This window comes from Pseudomonas sp. Sample_10 (assembly GCF_004321495.1).
Classification (GTDB): Bacteria; Pseudomonadota; Gammaproteobacteria; order Pseudomonadales; family Pseudomonadaceae; genus Aquipseudomonas.
Genome location: NZ_RCOE01000239.1, coordinates 1 through 4,732, shown reverse-complemented (window position 1 = coordinate 4,732; position 4,732 = coordinate 1). Strand labels below are relative to the sequence as shown.

At 59.0% G+C, this 4,732-nt stretch carries 5 protein-coding genes; 2 read left to right on the top strand and 3 right to left on the bottom strand.

Annotation, left to right across the window (positions count from 1 at the left end; all coding sequences use genetic code 11):
* From D8U18_RS23765 to D8U18_RS23755, 3 genes are all read right to left on the bottom strand, one after another.
* Positions 1-295 (bottom strand): dihydroxy-acid dehydratase (locus tag D8U18_RS23765; RefSeq protein ID WP_177435056.1); only part of this gene is annotated, 295 nt, incomplete at its 3' end.
* Positions 296-552: 257 nt separating this feature from the next.
* Positions 553-1,755 carry an MFS transporter gene (locus D8U18_RS23760; protein ID WP_131108618.1) on the bottom strand — a complete coding sequence of 401 codons (1,203 nt, stop codon included), beginning with the start codon at positions 1,753-1,755 and terminating at the stop codon, positions 553-555.
* Between the two features lie 203 nt (positions 1,756-1,958).
* Positions 1,959-3,155, bottom strand: a complete 1,197-nt coding sequence (locus D8U18_RS23755; protein WP_017341306.1) for a class I SAM-dependent rRNA methyltransferase — start codon at positions 3,153-3,155, stop codon at positions 1,959-1,961.
* Between the two features lie 230 nt (positions 3,156-3,385).
* On the opposite strand from D8U18_RS23755, the gene D8U18_RS23750 reads away from it, so the two are divergent.
* Entirely contained in the window at positions 3,386-4,201 is an 816-nt protein-coding gene (locus tag D8U18_RS23750) for an HDOD domain-containing protein (protein WP_162250575.1), read from the top strand.
* Between the two features lie 31 nt (positions 4,202-4,232).
* Positions 4,233-4,732 (top strand): DNA-formamidopyrimidine glycosylase family protein (locus tag D8U18_RS23745; protein ID WP_277752491.1); only part of this gene is annotated, 500 nt, incomplete at its 3' end.

Sequence of the window (4,732 nt, the reverse complement as noted above, 5' to 3'; positions counted from 1 at the left end):
TCTCGCGGCTCGGCAGCGAATACAGCATGCCGTCGTGGCCCATGGCGATGCCGTCGTCGACCGCGATGGTGTTGAATTCCTTGGCCACGCCGCCAGCGCGTTCGATTTCGCGGGCGACCAATTGACCCAGATCTTTCAGGTGCACGTGGCCCGGTACGAACTGGGTGAAGGAGTTGGCAATGGCGATGATCGGCTTCTTGAAGTCGTCATCTTTCATCCCCGTGGCGCGCCACAGAGCGCGGGCACCGGCCATGTTGCGGCCGTGGGTGGATGTTTTCGAGCGGTAATCAGGCATGAAGCACTCCGGGCGGCTAATCAGGTATCAAAAGGGAAGTGAGCTTCTAGTGACGTCTGGAACACTCAGAAATGGCCGTGTGTCCGGAAGTTGCCGATAACTTTGCGGGATCGCCGCGCGCTTCAGCTTGAGCTCATAAACCCGCCGGGGATGACTGGCGATGAATGTCGCGATTCTACACGGCTGGCGGCTGGAGGGAATGCCGGGAAGCGTTGATCCCGTGTTGACCCGGCGTGTGGAATGACGACTGGCAGGTGTCAGCCGACATTGAGCGTCTGTTTATCACGTTGAAAGATCAACGCATTGAGTCCAAGGCCTGCGAGGCTTAATGCCAAAAAGCAAAGGGCCAGGGTGCTGATCAGACCCTCGGGTACCACGCTGATCAATGCGCTGACCACGCCGCCGCTGAGGAACATCAGCACACCACCGACCGAGGTAGAAGTGCCGGCGTATTGCGGGTGGATGTTCATTGCCATGGAGTTGACGACAGGTCTGGTTATGGTTGTGCCAATCGTACAAATAAGCATGGATAACAGCACTGTGGTGGCAGAGAGACCAAATTGCCGAGTCAGCCACAGCATCAGCAGGCCTGAAGTTGTGATCAGCCCCAGGCCAATATTGATCTGGGTGTTAGCGTGCAGGTATCGATGCAGGACGCTGGCGACCACGCCGCCGAAAACATAAGCGACACCATACAGCAGCAACGTCCATGCAAATTCATAGGGTGAGAGTGCCAGTTGCTCCATGAAAATGATGGGTGAATTGACGATGAACGAAAAATGGCAGGCGAAGGCCAGGGCCGAAATCAGCCAGTAACCCATGAACCTTGCATCCGAACAGACTCGCCAATAAGCACTGAGAACTCCGCCATGCGCTGGCGTACGTATCGGTGGTGCTTTCTTGAGCAGCCGGCAAGCGCTCAGCCAGACAATCGTTGCCAGTGTAATAAACACCCAAAAGCTGCCCTGCCAGCCAAACTCCAATTGCAGCCAGGTCCCCAGCAGCGGCGATATGGAAATGAAAACACCGCCCGCAGTCACCATCCATATCCGGAGTCGCTCCCGTTCACGGCCCACAAACAAGTCCTGTACCAGCGACTGGGCCAGCGAAAAGGATCCGCAACCGATCGCCTGGATCACCCGGAAACCCAGAAACCAGTGGTACTCGCTGGAAACTGCGCACCCAGCCGCTCCAATTGTTGCCAGAGCAATACCGGCCAACAACAGCTTCTTGCGGCCCCACATGTCCGAGAGTGGACCAACCAGCAGGATGGAGAGTGCCAGACTGACGGCGAACACGCTGACGGACAGGGCCGCGTCAGTTGGTGAAATCCGGAAGTATGCCGAGAGATCTGGAAAGGAGGGGAGGACCACGTCCAATGGGAACACGCTCAACAGCATCATGGTCATCAGCAACAAGATGATCAGCGGTTTTTCACGGGTGTTTGTGGCGAGGTTCATCAATCAGTGCGCTCGTTCCGTGAGGGGTAGACGAGGATTGATTTGATGAAGAAGCAAGTCAATGCAGGGGAACGTGGGCGATTTCTGAAACATCTGTAGGAGCGAACTTGCTCGCGATGAATCCGGGAACGTCGCGGGGTATCAGGCTCCCCGCGTTATCGTTGACGACCATCGCGAGCAGGCTCGCTCCTACAGGGGATTACTCAGCTATTCGGCAGCAACCGGCAGGTAATGCTCTTGATGTAGCGGGTTTCAGCGATGGCTGGGTGAACCGGATGATCCGGGCCCTGGCCGCCGCGTTCGAGCATCTGGATGTTGCGGTCCAGGTGGCGGGCGCTGGTCAAGAGAATGTTCTGCAGGTCGTCTTCCGGCAGGTGCATTGAGCAGGATGCGCTGACCAGGATGCCGTCCTTGCTGAGCAGGCGCATGGCTTGCTCGTTCAGGCGGCGGTAGGCGCCTTCGCCGTTTTTCATGTCTTTCTTGCGTTTGATGAACGCCGGCGGGTCGGCGACGATCACGTCGAAGCGTTCCTCGCTGGCTTTCAGCTCTTTGAGCGCTTCAAACACGTCGCCTTCGATGCAGGTCATTTTCTCGGCGAAACCGTTCAATGCGGCGTTGCGCTCGACGCCATCGAGGGCGAAGGCCGAGGCGTCGACGCAGAACACTTCACTGGCACCGAATGCCGCGGCTTGCACGCCCCAACCGCCGATGTAGCTGTACAGGTCCAGCACGCGTTTGCCTTTGGCGTATGGCGCCAGGCGCGCGCGGTTCATGCGGTGGTCGTAGAACCAGCCGGTTTTCTGACCCTGGATGACCGGAGCTTCGAATTTCACGCCATTCTCTTCCAGCGCGACCCACTCCGGCACCAGGCCGAAGACAGTTTCGACGTAGCGGTTGAGGCCTTCGGCGTCACGGGCAGCGGAGTCGTTCTTGAACAGAATGCCGCTTGGCTTGAGCACTTGGGTCAGCGCCGCGATCACGTCGTCTTTGTGGGCTTCCATGGTCGCCGAAGCGATCTGCACCACCAGGATGTCACCGAAACGGTCAACCACCAGGCCCGGCAGCAGATCGGAATCACCGTAGACCAGGCGATAGAATGGCTTGTCGAACAAGCGGTCACGCAGCGACAAGGCCACGTTCAGGCGATGCACCAGCAGCGATTTGTCCAGCGGCAACTTGATGTCGCGCGACAGCAGGCGGGCGCAGATCAGGTTGTTCGGGCTCATGGCAACAATGCCCAACGGCTTGCCGCCGGCGGCTTCGAGGATCGCCTGGTCGCCGGCCTTGAAACCGTGCAAAGGCGTGGCGGCTACATCGATTTCGTTGCTGTAGACCCACAAATGACCGTTGCGCAGACGACGGTCGGCATTGGCTTTGAGGCGCAGGCTAGGCAGGGACATGTCGTCGCTCCGGAAAAAAGAGCGGGAGTATAGCGTGTTGCGCAGGGCCACGGCGCGACGGATGGACATGCGGTGATCCGCCAGTGATTGGATGAAACTTCAGTGATCGGGCCGTCCAAGGTGTCGGATCCAACTTTTAGAAGCTAGAATCGGCGCCTGACCCAGAGTGTGTACTTATGTCCCAAGAGCTGACTCCCGAACAAATCCAGCAGTCCCTGCAAGGCATCAGTGTGCCGGCTCAACCGCAGATCATGGTTGATCTGCAGATGGAGCAGTACATGCCCGACCCGGATCTGGAGGTGATCGCGAAGCTGATCTCCCAGGACCCTGGCCTCTCTGGATCGTTGTTGAAGATCGTCAATTCACCGTATTACGGTCTGAGCAACAAGATTGCCTCGATCCAGCGGGCGGTGAATTTGCTGGGCAGCCGCTCGATCATCAACCTGATCAACGCACAGTCGATCAAGGGCGAGATGAACGACGATACCATCGTCACCTTGAACCGCTTCTGGGACACCGCCCAGGACGTGGCGATGACCTGCCTGACCCTGGCCAAGCGCATCGGTATCCAGAACGGCGATGAAGCCTACGCCCTGGGCTTGTTCCATGACTGTGGCGTGCCGCTGATGCTCCAGCGTTTCCCCGACTACATGGGCGTTCTGGAGCAGGCCTATGCCAGTGCCGGGGCCGAGTGCCGCGTCGTGGACACCGAGAACCGGGAATTCAACACCAACCATGCCGTGGTGGGTTATTACACGGCCAAGTCCTGGCGCCTGCCGGAACACGTGAGCACGGCCATCGCCAATCACCACAATGCCTTGGCGATCTTCAGCGATGAATCGTCGCGCAACAGTTCGCTGAAGAACCTGCTGGCGATCCTGAAGATGGCCGAGCATATTTGCGCTTCCTATCGCGTGCTGGGCAACCAGACCGAAGATCACGAGTGGGACAGCATCGCGGCGTTGGTGCTCGATTATGTCGGTCTCTCGGACTACGACTTCGAGACCCTCAAGCAGACGATTCGCGACCTCGGCGCGCACCGCTGATTGTCGGATTTTCTTCCTCCAAGAGAGCACCATGCCTGAACTGCCAGAAGTCGAAACCACCCGCCGTGGCATTGCGCCGCACCTGGAAGGCCAGCGCGTCAGCCGGGTGATCGTGCGTGACCGGCGCCTGCGCTGGCCGATTCCCGAGGACCTCGACGTGCGCTTGTCCGGCCAGCGGATCGTGCTGGTGGAGCGGCGCGCCAAGTACCTGCTGATCAACGCCGAGGTCGGAACCTTGATCAGCCACTTGGGTATGTCCGGGAATTTGCGTCTGGTAGAGGTCGGCCTGCCGGCGGCCAAGCATGAGCATGTGGATATCGAACTGGAGTCGGGCCTGGCCCTGCGCTACACCGACCCGCGTCGGTTTGGCGCGATGCTCTGGAGCCTCGACCCGCTCAATCATGAACTGTTGATTCGCCTGGGGCCGGAGCCGTTGACTGACCTGTTCGACGGTGAGCGGTTGTTCCAGTTGTCCCGTGGCCGTTCGATGGCGGTCAAGCCGTTCATCATGGACAACGCGGTGGTGGTCGG

Coding starts and splice junctions, on each gene's coding strand:
- D8U18_RS23760 (WP_131108618.1), bottom strand. CDS start 1,755: ATGAACCTCGCCACAAACACCCGTGAAAAACCGCTGATCATCTTGTTG.
- D8U18_RS23755 (WP_017341306.1), bottom strand. CDS start 3,155: ATGTCCCTGCCTAGCCTGCGCCTCAAAGCCAATGCCGACCGTCGTCTG.